This is a genomic window from Pandoraea horticolens (assembly GCF_902459555.1).
In the GTDB taxonomy this organism is placed as follows: Bacteria; Pseudomonadota; Gammaproteobacteria; order Burkholderiales; family Burkholderiaceae; genus Pandoraea; species Pandoraea horticolens.
Genome location: NZ_CABPSM010000006.1, coordinates 14,283 through 35,189, shown reverse-complemented (window position 1 = coordinate 35,189; position 20,907 = coordinate 14,283). Strand labels below are relative to the sequence as shown.

The following is a 20,907-nucleotide window of genomic DNA, read 5'->3' as shown; positions in this document are numbered from 1 at the left end:
CGGCGCATCGCCCCTATGAGCGCGATGCCCGTCGCACGCCCTACGCGGGCATTCCACCAAAAATAAACAACATCGATACGCGCGGGGACACACATCGTGGAGTCCGCGCATTGGTCTTTATATGTCTTTTGAAACGCTCGGCCTATCGGCCGACATCCTGCGTGCGGTTGCCGACCTTGGCTATACGCACCCGACTCCGATTCAACTGCAAGCGATTCCGGCCGTCCTGCAAGGCGGCGACCTCCTCGCCGGTGCCCAGACCGGGACCGGCAAGACGGCAGGCTTCACGCTGCCGATTCTGCAAATGCTCGCTTCGCGTGCGCGTCCCGCGCAGGCGAATGGCAAGCGATCCGTGCGCGCCCTCGTGCTGACCCCCACGCGCGAACTGGCTGCACAGGTCGAGGAAAGCGTCACGCAATACGGCAAGTACCTGCGCCTGACATCCATGACCGTGTTCGGTGGTGTGTCGATGGTGCCGCAGGTCAAGCAATTGGCGCGTGGCGTGGATATCCTCGTCGCCACGCCGGGCCGTCTGCTCGATCACATGCAGCAGAAGACGGTCGACCTGTCCGGCGTCGAGATTCTCGTGCTGGACGAAGCCGACCGTATGCTCGACATGGGCTTCATCCGCGATATTCGCCGGGTGCTGGCCGTGTTGCCTGCGCAACGCCAGAACCTGCTGTTCTCGGCCACGTTCTCCGACGAAATCAAGCAACTGGCAGATGGCCTGCTCAAGTCGCCCGCGCTCATCGAAGTGGCACGTCGCAACACCACGGCCGAGACCGTCGCACAGAAGATTCACCCGGTCGATCGTGATCGCAAGCGCGAACTGCTGGAGCACCTCGTGCGCGAGCACAACTGGTTTCAGGTGCTCGTGTTCACCCGCACCAAGCACGGTGCGAACCGTCTGGCCGAACAGTTGACGAAGGGCGGCATTCCCGCGCTCGCCATCCACGGTAACAAGAGTCAGGGGGCGCGTACGCGTGCGCTCGCCGAATTCAAGAGCGGCACGCTGCAAGTGCTGGTTGCGACCGATATCGCCGCGCGCGGTATCGACATCGACCAACTGCCGCACGTGGTCAACTTCGATCTGCCGGAAGTGGCGGAAGACTACGTGCACCGTATCGGCCGCACGGGCCGTGCAGGCGCGAACGGCGAGGCCGTGTCGCTCGTGTGCGTGGACGAGCATCAACTGCTCACGCAGATCGAGCGTCTCATCAAGCGCACCATCGACCGCGAAGTGATTCCGGGCTTCGAGCCGGACCCGCATGCCGTGGCGCAACCGATTCGCAAAACGCAACAGGGCCGTGGCGCAGGCGGTCGTGGCGGACGCAGCGACGACGACGACGCGCGCCAACCGGCACGCGCACCGCGTGAAGCCCGTGAGCCGCGCGACGGGGGCCGGGGTGCACGGAACAGTGGTGAGCCGAAGCCGCGTCGCGAAGGCGAGCGCGGCGGCCGTCAGGGGGGGAATGGCGGGAATGGCGGTGGCAAGGCCGGTACCGGTATGAATGCAGGCAACACCGGCGGTGCCCAGCAACGCCAACAGGCGCCCAAGCGCCAGGGCGATGCCCAACGCGCACCGGCGCGTGCCGCACAGAATTCCGCTACGCCGCGTCAAGGTCAGGAGGGCCGCAACGCACCGAACGCTCCGCGTGTACAGGGCGGCGGTGGCGAGCGCGGTGACTTCGCCCAGCAGCGAGGTCCGCGCCCGGCGCGCCGTGACGGCGCCGGGGGCGCGCTGCTGATGGGCAAACCCAAGCGAGACTGAGCGTTCGCAAGAGGTATCGACGGTGCGCGCGCAACTCAACATTCCGATGAACTTGAGTTGTGCGTCTGGCATTCGACTCGCCGTCGTTCGAGGTCGCGGCGCGGCCCGCGATTCGCACCGGTCAGCGTCATCCGGAGGGTTCCGGAAGGGCGGGTTGCGCAAAATAAGTAAAATATTAACCTTTTGCGCCCGGCGGCTCGGGTGTGGCAGAGGCGATGATGCCGGGCGTAACTCGGCTGCACCGGCTCGCCAGCGCACGCGCCGCCTACCTGTTCTTCGAGGATTTCATGATTGCCCGTGTCACCCGGCTGTTCCCGTTGTGGGCCCTGCTGCTGTCCGTTTTCGCCTTTTATTCGCCCGGCAGCTTCTCCGGTATTACGCCGCACGTCACGGCGCTCCTGACCGTGGTGATGTTCGCGATGGGCGTGACGCTCACCTTCGACGATTTCAAGCGTGTGTTCACGCGTCCCGCGCCGATTGTCGCCGGCGTGGTGCTGCACTATCTCGTCATGCCGCTGGCGGCCTGGATCATTGCGCGCGTGTTGCACATGCCGCCGGATCTGACGGCCGGTATGGTGCTCGTAGGCAGTGTGGCGAGCGGTACGGCGTCGAATGTCATGATCTATCTGGCGCGCGGCGACGTGGCGTTGTCGGTCACGATCAGCGCCATGTCCACGCTCGTCGGTGTGTTCGCCACGCCGTTGCTCACGCGCCTGTATGTCGATGCTTCGATCGCGGTCGACGTCGAAGGCATGCTGCTGTCGATTCTCCAGATCGTGGCGCTGCCGATCGGCGCGGGGCTGCTCATCAACCGCTATCTCGGTCGTGCGGTACACGCTGTCGAAGGCTACCTGCCGCTCGTCTCGATGGTCGCCATCGTGCTCATCATCGGCGCGGTGGTCGGTGCGAATCAGGGCAACATCGCCACGGTCGGGCCGTTGGTGATGGTCGGCGTGATATTGCACAACGGACTGGGTCTGCTCGGCGGTTACTGGGGCGGACGTTTGCTGGGTTTCGACGAATCGATCTGCCGCACGCTCGCCATCGAAGTCGGCATGCAGAACTCGGGGCTGGCCGCCACGCTTGGCAAGCTCTACTTCACGCCGCTGGCCGCACTGCCGGGCGCACTGTTCTCTGTGTGGCACAACCTCTCGGGGTCGCTGCTCGCGGGCTACTGGCGAGGCCGTCCCACCGGCACCGCGAACGATTCGCCGGCACCGGCAACGCGCGCGCAACACTGAGCTTCTCATGCGCCGCACGCAGGTGTGTGCGGCGCGCAACGGGTGCGCGCACCGTCATCGCGCGTATTTGCCTTTCTGTCTCTCATCGCCTACAACTTCGATATACCGTTCGCGGTGGTGAGAGAGTCCGCATCACGGCGCCCGTCCGTGTTCCCTTTCCCCCGCTCGCCCACTGGGCGTATTCCGACGTGGTCAGCTCAGGCAGCGATGTGTCGTGCAAGACGCGCGATGCTCTGCCGCAACCCGGCGTACGAGCGAGCGGTCCGGAGTCATTGAACCATGTTGCGAAAGAACCCGCGCGGGGATTACCCCGTGGTGCACGAGACCTCGTTCGTCGATCCCACGGCCATTCTGTGCGGCCAGATCATCGTCGGGGAGAACGTCTTCATTGGACCTTACGCGGTGTTGCGCGCCGATGAAGTCGATGAGAACGGCGGGATGGAGCCGATCGTGATCGGCGCCAACTCCAATATCCAGGACGGGGTCGTGATCCATTCGAAAGACGGCGCACGCGTTTCCATCGGCGAGAACACATCGATTGCCCATCGCTCCATCGTGCACGGGCCCTGTGTTATCGGCAGCAACGTCTTCATCGGTTTCAATTCGGTGCTGTTCAACTGCGTTGTGCACGACGGCGTGGTGGTGCGGCACAACAGCGTGGTCGACGGGCGCGACATTCCCGAGAATTTCTACATTCCCTCGACCACACACATCAGCCGCGAGACCGATCTCGCGACCATTCCGAAAGTCACCGTCGACGCGCGTGAGTTTTCCGAGTCGGTGAGCCGCACGAACGTGCAGCTCGCACGCGCCTACCGTCGTATTCAGAACGAGTTCTGACGGCAGGCGATTGGCGGGCCGAAAGGCACCGATGCGTGCGCGTGAACGGGGGCAATGAATGTTTTCGTGGGAGTCCGTCATGTCCTTGAGTGTCAATGGGATTGTCATCGACGCACGCCGCGTCGCCGATGAGATCGATCTGCATCGAGACGCGGCCGATCCGGAAGCGGCTGCCCAGCGCGCGCTCGTCAGCCGTGAGTTGTTGCGCCAGCGCGCGCGCGACTTGCGGCTGCTGACCGATACCGATGACGCGAACACGAGCGACGACGCGATCGTCGACGCGCTTTTCACCCGCGATGTGCAGGTACGTCGTCCGACCGAAGCCGAATGCCGGGCCTATTTCCACGAACATGCAGGACAGTTTCGCGTTGGCGACAAAGTGCAGGCGAGTCACATTCTGTTTGCGCTGTCGGCGGGCGTGCCGCTGTCCACCACGTTAACACGGGCGCAATCGGCACTGGACACCGTGCTTGCCGAGCCGGCCTCGTTCGAGTCGGTGGCGCAATCGATGTCGGATTGTCCGTCAGGGCGCACAGGCGGCAGGCTGGGCATGCTTGCCCGCGGCAGCGGTGCACCGGAGTTTGAGCTGGTGCTGTTCTGCGGTGATCGCCTAGGCGTATTGCCGCGACTCGTGAACACCCGCTACGGCTTCCACGTCGTACGTATCGAGCGACGTGTGAAAGGGCGCATGCCGCCGTTTGAGCACGTGGCCGAGCGTATTGCCGCGCTGTTGTACGAACAAGCTCGCGCGCGCGCATTGCGCCACTATGTGGCGTTGCTTGCCGGGGCCGCAGACATCAGCGGTGCCAACGATAACGAAGGGACGCCACGCGTGCAGTAGCAACGATGCTCGCATGCCATGCATGAGTGACACGCGTCGAAACACGACTTATGAGGTGAAGGACTGAGCGCGTAACGTTCGTCTGCAAAGTCTTTCCGTCAAGGGCCGGGTTCTGTATTGCACAGAACCCGGCCCTTTCTGTTTGTGCGCGAAGGCGAGCGTGCGAACCGAAATTGAGTCGTCGGACGGTCTCGGAAATTCCAACGGAATGCCAAGGATATGATGCGTATCAAGTGACTTTGATAGTTCACTATGAGTAAACGCGCTATGAGATTACAGCGGATGGTTTCATTCATCTATGCTTAGGATGTCGTGATATTTGAGTGTCATTGTCACGACACTTGAAGCATGTCCCATGAACATGCGGGGGCTCTACGATGACATCCACTGCGACATGCGCCGTCGTTGGCGGCGGCATATCCGGCATTGCGACGGTGCACTATCTGCGCAAGGCCGGCATTCCTGCTGAGTTGATCGAGCGCCAAGCGACGGTGGGCGGTCGGATCTGTTCCGCCACGCTCGGCGGTTGCCGGATCGATCTGGGCGGCAAGAACATCGGTCGGCGCTACGAGCGTTTTCGCACACTTGCCCACGAACTCGGTCCATTTGCGTTCGAGCCTTTCGGCATCAACACGTCACGTATCCGGAATGGCCGGATTGTCACGCTGGACAGCACGCGCCGCCTGAGTAGTACCTTGGCGTACATGCGGGGCTGCCCGCCGGCAGACGCTTTGCGTCTCGGCGGACTTTGCCTGCGGGTGTGGCTCGACGCGCGCAACCGGTTTCTTGATGGCCCGTCATTCGCAAGGCTGGCCAGACGCTACGACGATTCGCCGCTCAGTTCGCATTTGAGTCCGCCATTCTGCCGCGCCGTCGTGCGGGCAATGTCGGTACGAATGAACGGCGCAGAGCCCGACGAGATCCACCTCGGCAACTTCGGCACCCACTTGGGGATGTGGCTCGATACCTACGACCAGCTCAAGGACGGCATGGGTGCCTTCGTCGACGCGGCAATCGCTTCGGTGCAGGTCCGCTGCGATGCTCGCGTCGAGCGTATCGCGGTTCGCAACGGCCGGGTCTTCGGTTTGTCGGTGCGTCACGCCGACGGTCGCACTCGTGACCTGGAATACGACCACGTGGTGCTCGCGACGCCTGCAGGCGTCAGCGCCGATCTGCTTCGCGAGCACGATGCGGGACTCGCGGCAGCATTCGATGAGATTCGCTACTTCCCGGTGCTGGTTCTGGTGGCGGCGTATCGCCGGCCGATATTCTCAGCCCAGGTGCGGGGCCTGTCATTTGGTCCGGACCAGGTGTTGAGCAACGCTGGCGCCTATGGCGTCGATCGGTTGGACATGGTGCGCTATACGTTCAGCGGCCGTAAGGCGCGCGAGCTGATCGAACGTGCCAGACACGCCGATGGTGTCGATGGTTCGCGAGCCGAAGCGATGCTCGATCTCGCCGAGGCGACCCTGCGCCAATACATTCCGGTGGAGCGCTCAGACCGGCGGGATGTCGTCGCCCATTTGTTCGATCCGGGCTTGTGCGCCTACGCACCGCACCACTATCGGTTGCGGGCATTGCTGGAGGACCGTCGGCACACCATCGACGGCCTCTCATTCGCGGGCGATTATTTGCGCGGCGCGTCGATTGAGGCTTGCGTGTTTTCAGCGCAGGAGGCGGCGTCTCGCATTGTCCAATCGCTTCTCGAACACCGCAGAAGCCGATTGCCCGGTGTTGGGTACAGCGGCTACGCATCGACGTAACTTTACGTCCACTCCCCCCCGCCCGCGCGTCGCGGTTCGCGACGACGGGCTTTTACCCCCCCCCCCCGAAAGCCCTTGAACGGAGTCGCCATGAACCTTCAGCCCCCCTTGACGAGCCGTGTTGCCGGCCTGCCCGACGGCAACGGCACCGAAGCCCTCGCGATGCCCAGGACACTGGATCACACACTGGTCCACAAGTCCGATCCGGCCAATGTATTCGTGGCGTCGATCATGCGCGCCGACGCCACGCCCGACGGGTACGACTGCTTTATCGCGACGCTTCATATCGACCCGAATCATCCCTTCTTCTTCGAACATCCCCTCGACCACGTACCTGGGCTGATGCTGATCGAAGCGAACCGACAGGTCGGGACGGCAATCTCACACCGCTTCTATGAGGTTTCACACGATCTGGCCTTTGTTCTGAATTCGCTGGACGTCGTATTCGAACACTTTGCCGAGTTGCGTGCTCCCGTGTTGGCGCGATTCGTCATCGTCGCCAAGACCTACCGGCACGATCACCTGTCTGCCCTGACTTGCGAAAGTCAGTGGCTGCAATTCGACCGTCCGGTCGGCACGATGAATGCGCGCTGGAGCTTTTCACCACCGGCGCTGCTCGCCCGGCTGCGCCGTAATGTCGCTGCCGGCGAAGTCCATTGACGCGCTCGCCGATCGACGTCGAGCGGCGCAAGGAGGCATCATGAGACATCTCGCCCGTTGGCTAGGGTTGCCTTATCAGGAAGATCTCGCTCCGCTTGCACTGGTGGCGGGAACGGCGGCGGCGCAGGTAACAGGTTACCTATTCGCGCATGAACTGAGAACGGCGATTGCGTGGGCGGCACTGCTGTTGCTGCCCCAGATCGCGATATCCACTGCGGTGCATAACCAATCGCATGTGGGCATGTTTTCGAGCGGATGGCGCAATCGGATGCTCGAACTGGTGATGTGGTTGCAAACCGGTATGTATGCCGCGAAGTTCCGGCTGCATCACAGCCGGGGCCATCACCTGCATTACACCGAACCGGAACGCGACCCGTCCCGCTGGATAGATGCCGGCGGCCGGCGGATGTCGCGGCTCGCCTACATCGCGCACTATTTCTTCACGTACAACTACCACGTGCTGCGCATCGGGCGCACTTGCAAGCGTCTGCGTCAACGCTGCCTCTGGCAAGTGGCAGCCAGCTACGTTGTGCTGATCGGGTTGCTCCTTTACAACCCGCGCAACGGGTTCATTTTCTTCGTTGCACCGATTGTGCTGGTATGGCTGAACTTCATTCACATGACGTACGACGATCATATCGATCTCTACTCGCGAGATCCGTTCAAGGCGTCGCACACGAAGGCCAACACCTGGCTCAATCTCGCGTTCTTCAACAACGGCTATCACCTCGCGCATCACGTGCGTCCGGGGCTGCATTGGAGCCGGCTTCCCGCGTTTCATCGGCAAATCGAGCATCAGATCGATGTGCCGGCGTCGCAGAGCGGATTGAATCGCTGGTTCCGATAACGAGGCGCGCCATGACTTCAACCACGTCGGTAGGGGCGATGCCCAGCGGCACAACGTCCGCCGCAACGCGCGCGATTGTTATTGGTGGAGGGATGGCCGGGCTGCTTGCGGCACGCGTGTTGACCGGGCACTTCGAGGAGGTGTGGCTCGTCGAACGCGACGAATTGCCCGGCGTACCGGGGCCGAGGGCCGGCGTGCCGCAAGGTCAGTTTGTGCATCAATTGCTCATGCGAGGGCGGCGCACGCTGGAGGCCCTGTTTCCCGAGCTTGGCCAAACGTTGCTGGACGCAGGCGCCGTGCCGCTCGACTGGTATCGGTCGGTACGCTGGTTCTCGGCGGCGGGTTGGATGCCTGCGGCGGGCGAGGGTTTCGTTACCTGGTCGACGAGCCGCGACCTGCTTGAGTTCGCGGTGCGTCAACGCGTGCTGGCCGAGCGGCGGGTCAGTGTGCTGCCAGGGTGCGAAGTCACCGGCCTGAGTCTCGACCCTGGGCAGACGCGCGTTTGCGGCGTCACGATTCGACAACGTCCCGGCGTATTGGTGGGTTGTTCCGGCGGTGTCACGACACTGCCTGCCGCTTTCGTCGTCGACGCCGGCGGTCGCAATTCGCGCACGCCGTCGTGGCTGCGCGCGGCTGGCTTCGACATGCCGCGAGAGACCGTTGTCGATGCCCGCGTCGGATATGCGAGCCGCCTGTACGCGGTGCCGAAGCACTCTCCATGGCGAGATTGGCAGGCGTTGGTGGTGCACGGCCGTCCGCCTGACTGTCCGCGCAGCGGCACGATTTTCCCCATAGAGGGAAACCGGTGGATCGTTACCTTGACGGGGGTCGGCGGCAACTATCCGCCCGGTGACGAAGACAGCTTCGTTGCTTTCGCGCGCAGTCTGCGAGTGCCGACGCTTCACGACGCCATCGCTGCTGCCGAACCGATATCGGCGATTCGCCGATTTCGCCAGACGGAGAACCGGGTGCGGCACTTCGACGAGATGGCGCGCTGGCCCAGAGGCTTCGCGGTACTGGGCGATGCCGCCTGCTGTTTTAACCCGGTGTATGGGCAGGGCATGACAGTGGCCGCGCTGAGTGCGGTGGCGCTCGATGCGCATCTGTACGTACTTCGCAGCGCTGGTGCTGCGCCGGGGAGTCTGACGTTGCAACGCGTGCTGGCGCGTGTCGCACGGCATGCCTGGACTTTCTCGACCGGTGTCGATTTGCGTCAGACCGGGCAGAGAGGGGCGGCGCATTGGCGCGCGCGGCTCATGCAACGCTACGTGGAGTTACTGCTCGGACTGGCTGTGGACGACGCGGCGATTTACCGCCGGTTTCTGCACGTCATGCACATGGTGGAGCCACCGGGCGCACTTTTTGCGCCATCGGTCGCGGCTCAGGTCGCATTGAAATTCGTCTCTCGGCAGATCGCGCCCGCTCTCGCCCCGAGGCGTGCGGCGTCACCGGGAAAATCCGATGTGATCGGCGTCAAAAAGGCGGGGCCGAAGTGACGCGTGACGGTTGGGGTGTCCGGCGTGGGTGTCGCACTCACGCCGGGCTTTCCATGTGCCACGTCCCGAGGCCCCGGAGTTCTCAGCCGACAACCAGTTCGAGCGTGAGCGTGTCGAGCGTGAACGATCCGTCGTCCTGAATTCTGAAGTGACGGCGTACGTCGTCGGCCATCGCCGCCTGCAACGCGCGAATCGCCACTTGCATCGGTGCGGGCGTGCGCATGCGCGTCGTCCAGGTCTTGAAGTCGAGTTCGAGCGTGCGCGGCGTGAGCGATGCCACCGAGAATCCCGCACTTGCTGCCATCGTCATCCATTCGCTCGCCGCGTAGCTGCGCACGTGCGACGTGTCGCGCAGCACCTCCACCGCTTGCAGATAAGTGTCGAACAACGGCTGGCCGGTCGAGGCAACGTCGCAGATCACCACACGTCCGCCCGGCTTGAGCACGCGACGCATCTCGCGCAGCGCCGCGCCCACGTCGGCCCAGTGATGCGCACTGTAACGGCTGAAGACGAGATCGAAGCTGGCGTTGCCGAACGGCAGCGATTCGGCTGCGCCGAGTTGGGTGTCGACGTTCGTCAACCCGCGCTTCGCAGCCTCGCCTGCGACCACGCCGAGCATATCGGCCGACAGATCGTAGGCCACCACACGCGCGGCATGCGGCGCAGTGAAGAAGCTCACATGACCTGCGCCGCAGCCCAGATCAAGCACCTGCGCCCCCGGATGCGCGCGCACGATCGCAGCGAGCTGCTCCAGATCGGCCCCCTGCGCGTGATTGGCGCTCGTCAGATAGGCGGACGCCTGCGAACCGAACTGGCCGGTGACGACGGCGTTATGCGCGTTATGCGTGTCGTGCGCGCGGCGGGCGTCGTGCGCCGCAGCGGAGTCGGTGGGGGGATGGCTTTCGTTCACGGCGAGTCTCCTTCGTCTGTGGGGTAGGGGTGTCGGATTCGGCGATGTTGGGCTCAGGGGCTTGCGCGACATCGATGGGTCTCACGATAATGGCTCATCGATACCGGTACAAGTTACCTATTTATCCTGGTATGAAAACTACCCCCATTTCCACATCCGGCACCCTGCCAGCAGCGTCGTCCTCGCATGCCGACGATGCGCGCCAGCGCCGGGCGCTGGGAGATTTTCTGCGCGCGCATCGCGAGCGGTTGACCCCGGCGGCGGTCGGACTGCCGTTGCTTGGGCGACGCCGCACACCAGGGCTGCGACGTGAAGAAGTGGCGCAGTTGTGCGGATTGTCGTCGACCTGGTACACGTGGATCGAACAGGCGCGGGAGGTGTCGATTTCGGCAGGCGCACTGGCCGCAGTGGCCAGCGCGCTGCGGCTTTCGCGTGCCGAACGGGCGTATCTCTTCGATCTGGCGGGCAAACGCGATCCAGAGCGCGGCGCGGCGCCGTTACCGCATCACGCTGCGGCGCAGGTGCAGGCGGCAGTTGCCGCCGTGGCGGCGCCTGCCTATGCGCTCGACCGGTGCTGGGATGTCCTCGCCTGGAACGATGCCGCCGCAGACATCTTCCGGGGCTGGCTCGATGGGCCCGGCGCGAAAAATCTGCTGCGCTACATCTTCCTCGACGCGGGCGCACTGACGTTGATTCAGGCGTGGGAGAGCCGGACGCGACGTGTCGTGGCGGAGTTTCGCGCCGAATGCAGCGCATATCTCGACGACACTCCCGTGCGCGCGCTCACAGACGCCCTGCAACGCGAGAGCAGCGTGTTCGCCGCGCTCTGGTCGCAGCAGGATGTCGTGGAGCGCGAAGGCGGCCGACGTGGCTTCCATCACCCTGTGCGCGGCGACATCGATTTTGCGCAGGTCACGTTCCGTTTATCGGGGCACGACGACGTCAAGCTCGTGATGTTGCTGCCGTAGCACGACGGCGCGACGGCAATGTCGCCAAGCCGGTCAGACGGCGGGGCGCAGCCACTGCACGAGCAGTGTGGCGCTGGCCATGCCGAGCAACGTCATGATGAGCGAGCCCCCGACGTGAACGATCACGATGAGCGATGCCCAGCCCATCTGCCCCTCACGCAGCAATGTGGTGACTTCGGCCGAGAAGGTGGAGAACGTGGTGAGGCCGCCGAGAAAGCCGGTGACGATCAACAGACGCCACTCGATCGGAATCGATGGAAAGTGACTGAAAAGCGCGACGGCGATCCCGATCAGATAGCCGCCGCCGAGATTGGCCGCAAGGGTGCCGAGCGGGAGTGTCGGCAAGATCGCATTGAACTGCACGCTGAGTGCCCAGCGCAACAGCGCGCCGAGGGCAGCCCCGATGCTGATGGCGAAGACCGAAGCAAACATGGGTGACTCCTCTGCAAAGCGAATGCAGAAAAAAAGCGGCCAGCCCTTTCGGACTGGCCGCTCTCGCCTCTCAAGCGAAGACTACGGGCATTGCCACAGGACTTAGTCCTTCGGGAACGACGTGGCGCCGCCGTGCGCGCCCGACCATTCGGCCGGTGCGTGCAGGAATTTCTCGACTTCGTCGAGCGTCTTCGTGTCGAAGTGGTTCTGCTGCTTGGCAACGCGCAGCACATCCCACCACGTCGCGAGCGAGTGCAGTTGGACGTCGATGTCCTTGAGCACCTGACGGCTCTCCGGGAAGATGTCGTAGTGGAAGATCACGAACACGTGATTTACGCTCGCACCGGCTTCGCGCAGCGCCTTGCAGAAGTTGATCTTGCTGCGGCCGTCGGTCGTCAGATCTTCCACGAGCAGCACGCGCGAGCCTTCCGGCAGATCGCCTTCGATCTGCGCATTACGGCCGAAACCCTTCGGTTTCTTGCGTACGTATTGCATCGGCAGCATCAGCTTGTCGGCGATCCAGGCCGCGAACGGAATGCCTGCGGTCTCGCCGCCGGCCACCGTGTCGAATTGCTCACAGCCGACGTCCTGAATGATGACGGCCTCGGCGAAGTCCATCAGTGTACGGCGCACACGCGGGTACGAGATCAGCTTGCGGCAGTCGGTGTAGACCGGGCTGGCCCAGCCCGAGGTGAAGATGTACGGCTTCTCGGCGTTGAAATGCACCGCGCCCACTTCGAGCAGGATCTTGGCGGTGATGTCGGAAATCGCCTGGCGGTCGATGCCAATCATGATGCGGTTCCTTAGCGTAGCTGCCCGCCGTGGAGCGTGCAGCCAGGAGTCATGGGTAAGTCGGCGGGGCGCCGCAGCGCGTAGGGCACTGAGGCAGAACGCCGTCTAAGGCGGCGGGTCTGCACGTCTTGCGACGACCGACCGGCGCTTAAACGCGAATTATGCCACAAGTTTCAGCAGATGCGAGGTCAATTATGCACTGAGCGTATATTTTCAACCCGAGGAATACGCGTAGTGTGCCCGCACGGCGCATATGAAAAATTGTCTTCGACAGATGAGTCCAAAAAAAGAGACAGTTGCCGAGCCTTTATGACAGGCATACACTCACGCCGAAAATTCAGACCCGTCGGACGTGCTCATGCCAAACGATTCCTCGCCCTCGCTTGCGGCTCCTGCCGTGCCGCAAGACAACGCCTACGCGAACCGTGCCCTCTGGGCCTCGGCCATCGGCTATGCCATGGACGGCTTCGATCTGCTGATTCTCGGCTTCATCCTGCCGGCCATTGCCGCCGACCTCGCGCTGTCGAGCGCGCAGTCGGGGGCGCTCGTCACATGGACCCTCGTGGGTGCGGTCGTGGGCGGCATTGTCTTCGGCATGCTCTCCGATCGTTATGGCCGCGTTCGCGTGCTGTCGTGGACAATTCTGCTCTTCGCCGTGTTCACCGGCCTGTGCTCGCTGGCTCAGGGGTATTGGGATCTGCTGGCGTACCGGACGATCGCCGGTATCGGTTTGGGAGGCGAATTCGGCATCGGCATGGCGCTCGCGGCGGAAGCCTGCGCGCCGGAGCGTCGTGCACGCGCTTCGTCGTTCGTGGGGCTGGGATGGCAGGCCGGGGTGCTCGCCGCCGCGTTGCTCACGCCGTTGCTGCTGCCGGTCATCGGCTGGCGGGGCATGTTCGCGGTGGGGCTGCTGCCCGCCGTCGTGTCGTTCGTCATGCGTCGCACGCTCGGCGAGCCCGAGATGTTCCTCGCGCAACAAAAGCAGCCGCGCGAGCACGCGCCGCTTAAATTGCTGGTCAAGGATTGCGCCACCACGCGCGCGAGCCTCGGCGTGGCGATCCTGTGCTCGGTGCAGAACTTCGGTTACTACGGCCTGATGATCTGGATGCCGTCGTACCTGTCGAAGACGTTCGGTTACTCGCTTACCAAATCCGCGATGTGGACGGCGGTGACGGTGCTTGGCATGGCGTTCGGCATCTGGCTGTTCGGCCGGTTGGCCGATCGCTTCGGCCGCCGCCCGACGTTCATCGGCTATCAGATCGGTGCCGTCGTGATGGTGTTCGTCTACGCGCAGTTACAGTCGCAGTTCGCGTTGCTGATCGGCGGTGCGGTGATGGGGCTGTTCGTGAACGGCATGATCGGTGGCTACGGCGCGCTGATTTCGGAGCTGTATCCGACGGCCGCGCGTGCAACGGCGCAAAACGTGCTGTTCAACATCGGCCGCGCCGTCGGCGGTTTCGGACCGCTCACGGTCGGGGCGCTGGCGGCCGCCTATTCGTTCAAGATGGCGCTCGTCTTGCTTGCCAGTATTTACGTGCTCGACATTCTCGCCACGCTTTTCCTGATTCCGGAGCGTCGCGGCGAGGCGCTGAAGTAAGGCGCGACAATCGTCAATCACCCCCGCGGCAGGCGCCGCGTGCGGCATCACGCTTTCGGCGCAAGGTGTACACTTTGCGTCCTGCGGTGCGTCCGGCGCACCGTAAGTCCCACGATCCGGGCGCGCACCAGCGCGGCATGCCGGATCGGGAAAGCGGCGGTCATCGCGCTGCCGCGTAGAGAAGAAAACCGTCGACGACACAATCGTCGAGTCCCTCCGGTTGTCTCTTCCCCGCCGTGATCCGTGAAAAGACGGTTGAGCCCGGACGCTGCCCGCATGCGGCACGGGGCCTGGCCGTCGCCCTGTCATTAGGTATCGAGATATGGATGAAGAACTGAAACAAAGCGCCCTGGCTTACCACGAGAATCCGCGTCCGGGCAAAATCTCGGTGACGCCGACCAAGCCGCTGTCGAACCAGATCGACCTGTCGCTGGCCTACTCCCCCGGTGTGGCCTACGCTTGCGAGGCCATTGCTGAAGATCCGCTCGCGGCCAACCGTTACACGTCGCGCGGCAACCTCGTCGGTGTGATTACCAACGGTACCGCCGTGCTCGGCCTGGGCAACATCGGTCCGCTCGCCGCCAAGCCGGTGATGGAAGGCAAGGGCTGCCTGTTCAAGAAGTTCGCCGGCATCGACGTGTTCGACATCGAACTCGCCGAACACGATCCGGACAAGCTCGTTGAGGCCATTGCCATGCTCGAGCCAACGCTCGGCGGCATCAACCTCGAAGACATCAAGGCGCCCGAGTGCTTCTACATCGAGAAGAAGCTGCGCGAGCGCATGAAGATCCCTGTTTTCCACGACGATCAGCACGGCACCGCCATCATTGCCTCGGCCGCTATCCTCAACGGCCTGAAGGTCGTGGGCAAGGATATCGCCAGGGTGAAGCTGGTCTGCTCGGGTGCCGGCGCTGCCGCCATCGCCTGCCTGGATCTGCTGGTGAACCTCGGCCTGAAGAAAGAGAACATTCTGGTTCTCGACTCGAAGGGCGTGATTCACACCGGCCGCGACAAGCTCGACGAGAGCAAGGCGCGTTACGCCGTCGCCACCGAAGCGCGCACGCTCGCCGATGCTTCGAACGGCGCCGACGTGTTCCTCGGTTGCTCGACCGCCGGCGTGCTCACGGGCGACATGGTCAAGACCATGGGCCCGAAGCCGCTGATTCTCGCGCTCGCCAACCCGGAGCCGGAAATCCGCCCGGAAATCGCGAAGGCTGCGCGTCCGGACTGCATCGTCGCGACCGGCCGTTCGGATTACCCGAACCAGGTCAACAACGTGCTGTGCTTCCCGTTCATCTTTCGCGGCGCGCTCGACGTCGGTGCGACCACCATTACGGAAGAAATGAAGCTCGCCACTGTGCGTGCCATCGCCGAACTGGCGCAGGAAGAAGAGCAAAGTGAAGAAGTCGCGCGCGCCTATGAGGGCCAGTCGCTCGAATTCGGTCCGGAATACATCATTCCGAAGCCGTTCGATCCGCGTCTGATCATCAAGATCGCACCCGCCGTGGCGCAAGCCGCGATGGACTCGGGCGTGGCCACGCGCCCGATCGCAGACATGGATGCCTATCGCGAACAACTCGGCACGACCGTGTATCGCACCGGCTTCATCATGCGCCCGGTGTTTGCCGCCGCCCGTGCCCGCTTCGGCAACGACGCCGCCCGCATTGTGTTTGCCGAAGGCGAAGACGAGCGCGTGCTGCGCGCTGCCCAGTTCGTGCTGGCCGAAGGCATCGCCAAGCCGATCATCATCGGCCGTCCGGCCGTGGTGGAAATGCGTTTGCAGAAAATCGGCTCGAAGCTCAAGCCGGGCGTCGATTTCGAGATCGTGAATCCGGAAGACGACACGCGTTATCAACGCTGCTGGCAGGAGTACCACAACCTCGGCGCGCGTCACGGTGTGACGCCGGAAGTCGCCAAGGCGGCCATGCGCAAGGACAACACGCTGATCGGTGCGATTCTCGTGCGTCTGGGCGAAGCCGACGGCATGATCTGCGGCATGATCGATACGTACCACCGCCATCTGGATGTGGTCGATCAGGTGATTGGCCGCGCGGCCGGTGTCGAGAACTACGCCGCCATGAACCTGTTGATGCTCGAAAAGCGCAACCTGTTCATCAGCGACACGTACGTCAACGAGACGCCGAGCTCGGAGCAACTCGCCGAGATGACCGTACTCGCCGCGAAGGAAATCGAGCGCTTCGGCATCGCCCCGAAGGTGGCGCTGCTCTCGAACTCGAACTTTGGCAGCGTGAAGTCGGCATCGGCGCAACGCATGGCTCGCGCCTGCGAACTGCTCGCCGCGCGTGCGCCGGCGCTGGAAGTCGATGGCGAAATGCACGGCGACGCGGCGCTGTCGGAGACGGTGCGTCGCGCCGCGTATCCGGCGTCGCGTCTGTCGGGCGAAGCGAACCTGCTCGTCATGCCGAACGTGGAAGCGGCGAACATCACGTATAACCTGCTCAAGATGACGGGCGGCGAAGGCGTGACGGTCGGCCCGTTCCTGCTCGGTTGCGCCAAGCCGGTTCACATCCTGACACCGGCCGCCACCGTGCGCCGTATCATCAACATGACGGCCGTGGCTGCGGCCAACGTCAGCCGTTGATGATCGGGGCGGACATGCCGCCGGGGTGATCTCCGGCGTTCCTGTGCGCCGACTGCGCGAAAGCGCATAAAAAATCCCGCCAGACGCTCACGCGCTGGCGGGATTTTTGTTGGACTGGCGGCTTAGCGAATCAAGCAGCGAATCAAGCGGCCGCGCGATGCGAACTGCCATCGCGGAACTGCGCCAGCAGCTTCGTCCACTTGATACGCGTGGCGGCGAGGTTCTGCTCCTTGATGTGCCCGTAGCCGCGAATCTCCTGCGGCAGCTCCGCCAGTTGCACGGCCAACGGCAGGTTGTTCTCGTTCAGGCGCGACACCAGTTCGCTCACCAGCGTTTCGTACTCGCCGATCAGCGCCCGTTCCGTGCGACGCTCCTGCGTGCGGCCGAAGATGTCGAACGCCCCGCCGCGCAGTCCCTTGAACTTCGCCAGCACGCCGAACGCCTTCATCATCCACGCGCCATAGGCCTTCTTGACGAGATGGCCCTTGTCGTCGTGCTTGGCCAGCGACGGCGGCGCCAGGTGGAAGCGCAGCGTGAAGTCACCTTCGAACTGCTCGTTGATCTTCTTCATGAATGCCGGGTCGGTGTACAGTCGCGCCACTTCATACTCATCCTTGTAGGCCATGAGTTTGTAAAGCGCCCGGGCGACGGCTTCGGTCAGCGGCATTTGCATGCCCTCTTGCGTGAGCGGCGTTTCGGCGGCGCGCACACGGTCGACGGTCTGCTTGAAGCGTTCTGCATAAGCGCGATCCTGATACGCCACCAACTGGTCGTAACGGCGTTGGATCAGCATATCCAGCGCGCGCGGCGTATGCAGCGTGATCAGCTTGCCGCCAGCGGCAGACGACTCCGGCGCCTCGTTCTGCTGCGCCAGCCGACGCACGGACGCTAGATCGTGCGCGGCGCGACGGCCCCACTCGAACGCTTGCTTGTTCTTCTCGATCGCCACACCGTTCAGTTCGATAGCGCGCATGAGGGCGGCGTGCGAGAGCGGCACCCATCCCTTTTGCCATGCGTACCCGAGCACGAACGGGTTTGTGTAGATGGTGTCGCCGAGCAGACGCAGCGAGAGGTGATTCGCATCGACGAAGTCGACGCTGTCACCGGCCGCCGCGCGGATATCGTTCTCCGTGCTCGCGCCGGGGAACTGCCAGTTCGGATTGCGGATGAACTCGGCCGTCGGTGTGTGTGCACTGTTGACCACGATGTTCGTCACGCCGTGCTGCACGCGCGAGAGCGTATCGTCGCTCGCCGTCGTGATGGCGTCGCACCCGATCACCACGCGGGCGTCGCCCATGGCGATACGTGTGGCGTGAATGTCTTCCGGTTGCAGCGCGATCTGCACGTGGCTCGTCACCGCGCCGCCCTTCTGCGCGAGGCCGGTCACATCGAGCGTTGTGACGCCCTTGTTTTCCAGATGCGCCGCCATGCCGAGCAGGCCGCCGATGGTCACCACGCCGGTGCCGCCCACGCCCGTCACGAGAATGCCGTACGGACGCGAGATCGCCGGCACCGCCGGTTCAGGCAGCGGTGGCAGACCGCTGCTGTCGACCTGTGCTGTCTTGGGCTTGCGCAGTTGACCGCCTTCGACCGTCACGAAGCTCGGGCAGAAGCCGTTCAGGCACGAATAGTCCTTGTTGCAGGTCGACTGGTTGATCTGACGCTTCGTGCCGAATTCCGTTTCCAGCGGCTCCACCGACAGGCAGTTCGACTTCACGGAGCAATCGCCGCAACCTTCGCAAACGGCTTCGTTGATGACCACACGCTTTGCCGGATCGGGGTACGCACCGCGTTTGCGGCGGCGGCGTTTCTCGGTGGCGCAAGTCTGGTCGTAGATCAGGATCGACGTGCCCTTGACCAGCCGCAGCTCGCGTTGCACGCGATCCAGTTCGTCGCGGTGATAGACGGGGGCGTCGCCAACGAGCTTCACGCCGTCGTACTTTTCGGGTTCGTCGGTCACGATGACGATCTTCGCTGCGCCTTCGGCATCGACCTGCGCCACGATCTGCGGCACGGAGAGTGTGCCGTCGACGGGTTGGCCGCCGGTCATGGCGACCGCATCGTTGTACAGAATCTTGTAGGTGATGTTGACCTTCGACGAGATCGCCGCGCGAATGGCGAGCAGCCCCGAGTGGAAGTACGTACCGTCGCCGAGGTTGGCGAAAATGTGTTCGTCGCACGAGAACGGCGCCTGCCCGATCCAGGGCACACCTTCGCCGCCCATTTGCGAGAAGGTGTCGGTGCGGCGATCCATCCACACGGTCATGTAGTGACACCCGATGCCGGCGATGGCGCGCGACCCTTCTGGCACATTGGTCGACGTATTGTGCGGGCAGCCCGAGCAGAACCACGGCTTGCGTTCGACTGCGACGCGCGGCTTGGCGAGCGCTTGCTCCTTTGCCTCGATCACGCGCAGACGTGTAGCGATGCGCTCGCGCACGTCGCTCGGCAGCTCGAACTTCTCAAGACGCGTGGCAATCGCCTTGGCGATCAGCGCGGGCGAGAGTTCGTAGTGCGCGGGCAGCAGCCAATTGGCCATCGGCACGGACCATTCGCCACCGGCGCCGTCCTTTTCGTCGAACTTGCCGTACACGCGCGGACGCACGTCGTCGCGCCAGTTGTATAGCTCTTCCTTGATCGCGTATTCGAGGATCTGACGCTTTTCCTCGACGACTAGAATCTCTTGCAGGCCTTGCGCGAACGCGCGCGCACCCTGCGCTTCGAGCGGCCACACGCAACCCACTTTGTACAGCCGAATGCCGATGCGCTGGCACGTGGCTTCGTCCAGCCCCAGGTCGGCGAGCGCCTGACACACGTCGAGGTACGCCTTGCCGCCGGTCATGATGCCGAAGCGCGCGTGGGGCGAATCGATCATCACGCGGTCGAGCTTGTTGGCGCGCACGTAGGCAAGCCCCGCATACCACTTGTAGTCGAGCAGACGCGCTTCCTGCACCAGCGGCGGGTCGGGCCAGCGGATGTTCAGGCCGTCGGGCGGCATGATGAAGTCGTTCGGCAGATGGATGTCGACGTTGTGCGGATCGATCATCACCGAGGCTGACGACTCGACCACGTCCGTCACGCATTTCATCGCGACCCACAGGCCGGAGTAGCGGCTCATTGCCCAGCCATGCAGACCGTAGTCGAGATACTCCTGAACGTTCGACGGATACAACACAGGAATGCCGGCCGCCTTGAAGTCGTGTTCGGATTGATGCGCGAGGGTGGAGGATTTGGCGGCGTGGTCGTCGCCTGCGAGCACCAGCACGCCGCCATGCTTCGACGTGCCCGCCGAGTTGCCGTGCTTGAGCACGTCCATGGAGCGGTCGACGCCGGGGCCTTTGCCGTACCACATGGCGAACACGCCGTCGAACTTGGCAGGGTACAGATTGACCTGCTGGGAGCCCCACACGGCAGTGGCGGCAAGGTCTTCGTTCAGGCCGGGCTGGAAGACGATGTTATGGCTCGCGAGGTGCTGTTTCGCTTTCCATAGCGACAGATCCAGACCACCGAGCGGTGAACCGCGATAGCCCGAAATGTAACCTGCGGTGTTGAGCCCGGCGGCGGCATCGCGCGCCTGCTGCAACATCGGTAGCCGGACCAAAGCCTGGATGCCGCTCATGTAAGCGCGACCGCGCTCGAGCGTGTACTTGTCGTCGAGCGTGACCGATTCTAGCGCGGCCAGCAAACTCGGGTTGACGGGGGCGTTCATGGGGTGTGCTCCTCACTCTCACTGATTTTGGGATCGCCAAAACTTCCTGCCCCTCCCGCTCTCGTGAAGCAGGACGGCAGCGGTGAATGCCGGCCTCTGAATATCGCTTTACCCAGGTGTTCACTTGCGTGAGATCACCCGTCGAGCGGGGCCTTTTATCGTGATACTGATGCCAGTCGAACTTATGTTAGCACCGGTGTCAGGGCGGTGCCTGACGGGTAGGGTGACGTTTCATAGATGACCGATCGGGGGCAGTATAACGAGGATTATGACGTTTACGTAAACGTCAGATGGATGGCGTAAACCCTCGTCTGTCGTTTCTGTCTTTGCCCCCTTGTATCGCCTGCGGGTGCGACATCGAGACGCATGACCGCTTTCGGATTTCGCCTCAAAATGGCGGCATTGTGTCGCGATTATGTCGGCAACCGTGCGTTTGTC

The 20,907-nt window shown here is 63.4% G+C and carries 15 protein-coding genes; 11 read left to right on the top strand and 4 right to left on the bottom strand.

The features are described 5' to 3' along the window. Positions 1-121 precede the first annotated feature (121 nt). The 8 genes from PHO31112_RS11735 to PHO31112_RS11700 all read left to right on the top strand — a co-directional run bounded on the left by PHO31112_RS11735 (position 122) and on the right by PHO31112_RS11700 (position 9,459). Positions 122-1,771: a DEAD/DEAH box helicase gene (locus tag PHO31112_RS11735; protein WP_150620683.1), complete on the top strand. Its 1,650-nt coding sequence runs from the start codon at positions 122-124 to the stop codon at positions 1,769-1,771. 287 nt (positions 1,772-2,058) lie between these two features. After that, complete coding sequence (gene panS / locus PHO31112_RS11730) at positions 2,059-3,012, top strand: ketopantoate/pantoate/pantothenate transporter PanS (RefSeq protein ID WP_150620866.1); 954 nt, start codon at positions 2,059-2,061, stop codon at positions 3,010-3,012. Positions 3,013-3,291: 279 nt separating this feature from the next. Next, positions 3,292-3,852 (top strand): DapH/DapD/GlmU-related protein, encoded by a 561-nt coding sequence (locus PHO31112_RS11725; RefSeq protein ID WP_010807585.1) that lies wholly within the window; start codon positions 3,292-3,294, stop codon positions 3,850-3,852. A gap of 79 nt (positions 3,853-3,931) precedes the next feature. Continuing rightward, on the top strand, positions 3,932-4,693 hold the full coding sequence (locus tag PHO31112_RS11720; RefSeq protein ID WP_246178072.1) for a peptidylprolyl isomerase: 762 nt from the start codon (positions 3,932-3,934) through the stop codon (positions 4,691-4,693). Between the two features lie 377 nt (positions 4,694-5,070). Continuing rightward, complete coding sequence (locus tag PHO31112_RS11715; protein WP_150620681.1) at positions 5,071-6,456, top strand: protoporphyrinogen/coproporphyrinogen oxidase; 1,386 nt, start codon at positions 5,071-5,073, stop codon at positions 6,454-6,456. A gap of 90 nt (positions 6,457-6,546) precedes the next feature. After that, complete coding sequence (locus tag PHO31112_RS11710) at positions 6,547-7,116, top strand: AfsA-related hotdog domain-containing protein (RefSeq protein WP_150620680.1); 570 nt, start codon at positions 6,547-6,549, stop codon at positions 7,114-7,116. Between the two features lie 40 nt (positions 7,117-7,156). Then, positions 7,157-7,963: a fatty acid desaturase family protein gene (locus PHO31112_RS11705; protein WP_246178069.1), complete on the top strand. Its 807-nt coding sequence runs from the start codon at positions 7,157-7,159 to the stop codon at positions 7,961-7,963. Between the two features lie 11 nt (positions 7,964-7,974). After that, on the top strand, positions 7,975-9,459 hold the full coding sequence (locus tag PHO31112_RS11700) for an NAD(P)/FAD-dependent oxidoreductase (RefSeq protein ID WP_150620678.1): 1,485 nt from the start codon (positions 7,975-7,977) through the stop codon (positions 9,457-9,459). An 82-nt stretch (positions 9,460-9,541) separates the two neighbouring features. On the opposite strand, the gene PHO31112_RS11695 is transcribed toward PHO31112_RS11700, so the two are convergent. Beyond that, positions 9,542-10,246, bottom strand: a complete 705-nt coding sequence (locus PHO31112_RS11695) for a class I SAM-dependent methyltransferase (protein WP_343042736.1) — start codon at positions 10,244-10,246, stop codon at positions 9,542-9,544. 254 nt (positions 10,247-10,500) lie between these two features. Here PHO31112_RS11695 and PHO31112_RS11690 point away from each other — a divergent pair, with 254 nt between their 5' ends. Further along, positions 10,501-11,337: a helix-turn-helix transcriptional regulator gene (locus PHO31112_RS11690; protein ID WP_246178064.1), complete on the top strand. Its 837-nt coding sequence runs from the start codon at positions 10,501-10,503 to the stop codon at positions 11,335-11,337. Between the two features lie 33 nt (positions 11,338-11,370). Here PHO31112_RS11690 and crcB read toward each other — a convergent pair whose 3' ends face one another. Next, positions 11,371-11,769, bottom strand: coding sequence for a fluoride efflux transporter CrcB (gene crcB, locus PHO31112_RS11685; protein ID WP_150620677.1), 399 nt, complete (start codon positions 11,767-11,769; stop codon positions 11,371-11,373). 102 nt (positions 11,770-11,871) lie between these two features. Next, entirely contained in the window at positions 11,872-12,561 is a 690-nt protein-coding gene (locus PHO31112_RS11680) for an orotate phosphoribosyltransferase (RefSeq protein ID WP_010806896.1), read from the bottom strand. Between the two features lie 358 nt (positions 12,562-12,919). Between PHO31112_RS11680 and PHO31112_RS11675 the strand changes: the two genes are divergently transcribed. Beyond that, positions 12,920-14,158 (top strand): MFS transporter, encoded by a 1,239-nt coding sequence (locus PHO31112_RS11675; RefSeq protein ID WP_150620676.1) that lies wholly within the window; start codon positions 12,920-12,922, stop codon positions 14,156-14,158. A 322-nt stretch (positions 14,159-14,480) separates the two neighbouring features. Next, positions 14,481-16,760 (top strand): NADP-dependent malic enzyme, encoded by a 2,280-nt coding sequence (locus tag PHO31112_RS11670; protein WP_150620675.1) that lies wholly within the window; start codon positions 14,481-14,483, stop codon positions 16,758-16,760. A gap of 142 nt (positions 16,761-16,902) precedes the next feature. Here PHO31112_RS11670 and PHO31112_RS11665 read toward each other — a convergent pair whose 3' ends face one another. Further along, complete coding sequence (locus PHO31112_RS11665; RefSeq protein ID WP_150620674.1) at positions 16,903-20,469, bottom strand: indolepyruvate ferredoxin oxidoreductase family protein; 3,567 nt, start codon at positions 20,467-20,469, stop codon at positions 16,903-16,905. Positions 20,470-20,907 lie beyond the last annotated feature (438 nt).

Coding starts and splice junctions, on each gene's coding strand:
- crcB (WP_150620677.1), bottom strand. CDS start 11,769: ATGTTTGCTTCGGTCTTCGCCATCAGCATCGGGGCTGCCCTCGGCGCG.
- PHO31112_RS11665 (WP_150620674.1), bottom strand. CDS start 20,469: ATGAACGCCCCCGTCAACCCGAGTTTGCTGGCCGCGCTAGAATCGGTC.
- PHO31112_RS11680 (WP_010806896.1), bottom strand. CDS start 12,561: ATGATTGGCATCGACCGCCAGGCGATTTCCGACATCACCGCCAAGATC.
- PHO31112_RS11675 (WP_150620676.1), top strand. CDS start 12,920: ATGCCAAACGATTCCTCGCCCTCGCTTGCGGCTCCTGCCGTGCCGCAA.
- panS (WP_150620866.1), top strand. CDS start 2,059: ATGATTGCCCGTGTCACCCGGCTGTTCCCGTTGTGGGCCCTGCTGCTG.
- PHO31112_RS11670 (WP_150620675.1), top strand. CDS start 14,481: ATGGATGAAGAACTGAAACAAAGCGCCCTGGCTTACCACGAGAATCCG.
- PHO31112_RS11725 (WP_010807585.1), top strand. CDS start 3,292: ATGTTGCGAAAGAACCCGCGCGGGGATTACCCCGTGGTGCACGAGACC.
- PHO31112_RS11715 (WP_150620681.1), top strand. CDS start 5,071: ATGACATCCACTGCGACATGCGCCGTCGTTGGCGGCGGCATATCCGGC.
- PHO31112_RS11705 (WP_246178069.1), top strand. CDS start 7,157: ATGAGACATCTCGCCCGTTGGCTAGGGTTGCCTTATCAGGAAGATCTC.
- PHO31112_RS11710 (WP_150620680.1), top strand. CDS start 6,547: ATGAACCTTCAGCCCCCCTTGACGAGCCGTGTTGCCGGCCTGCCCGAC.
- PHO31112_RS11720 (WP_246178072.1), top strand. CDS start 3,932: ATGTCCTTGAGTGTCAATGGGATTGTCATCGACGCACGCCGCGTCGCC.
- PHO31112_RS11690 (WP_246178064.1), top strand. CDS start 10,501: ATGAAAACTACCCCCATTTCCACATCCGGCACCCTGCCAGCAGCGTCG.
- PHO31112_RS11735 (WP_150620683.1), top strand. CDS start 122: ATGTCTTTTGAAACGCTCGGCCTATCGGCCGACATCCTGCGTGCGGTT.
- PHO31112_RS11700 (WP_150620678.1), top strand. CDS start 7,975: ATGACTTCAACCACGTCGGTAGGGGCGATGCCCAGCGGCACAACGTCC.